The organism is Virgibacillus carmonensis (assembly GCF_057836705.1).
Genome location: NZ_JBYQFJ010000119.1, coordinates 1 through 780, shown reverse-complemented (window position 1 = coordinate 780; position 780 = coordinate 1). Strand labels below are relative to the sequence as shown.

Sequence of the window (780 nt, the reverse complement as noted above, 5' to 3'; positions counted from 1 at the left end):
AAAATCGATGTTTGTACCAAAAAGTGAAGATACCGTAAAAGTATACGAGCAAAAAAATGCTATTCAAAAAAACGTTAATATAGGCGATTACTACATAACACGTGAATACTTTGAATCCAAAATGAAAGGTTTTGAATTATCCTCAGGAGATATAATAGTCAGCTGTGCTGGTACGATTGGGGAAACATATATAATTCCTGATAATTTTGAACAAGGTATTATTAATCAGGCTCTTATGCAAATGAAGTTAATGCCTAGTGTATATGTAGATTATTTTTTATTGTATTTTGATTTCATACTAAAAAAGACAGCAAGGAAAAGTAGTAAGGGATCAGCAATAAAAAACATTCCACCATTTAAGGTATTAAAGAATTATGTGGTACCGCTCCCTCCACTCGAAGAACAAAAGCGTATCGTTGCAAAAATTGAAGAACTGATGCCTTACGTGGAAGAATATGATAAAGCTTATACAGAAGTGACAGAACTTAACAAGAAATTCCCGGAAGATATGCAAAAATCTATTTTGCAATATGCGATTCAAGGCAAGTTAGTGGAACAGCGGGAAGAGGAAGGAACTGCAAAACAGTTAATTGAAAATATTAAAGCTGAAAAAGAACAATTGATTAGGGATGGGAAAATAAGAAAAGAAAAGCCATTTTCAAAAATAGATGAAGGCGAAATTCCTTACAACGTACCCGAAAATTGGCAATGGGTAAGGTTTGGTGACTTGGGGAGTTTTAAAAAAGGACCATTTGGAAGTGCTTTAACAAAATCGATGTT

The 780-nt window shown here is 33.5% G+C and carries 1 protein-coding gene; it reads left to right on the top strand.

Annotated elements, in window-relative coordinates; all coding sequences use genetic code 11:
* Window positions 1–780 (top strand): restriction endonuclease subunit S (locus AC3G7N_RS20825; RefSeq protein WP_489424071.1); only part of this gene is annotated, 780 nt, incomplete at both ends.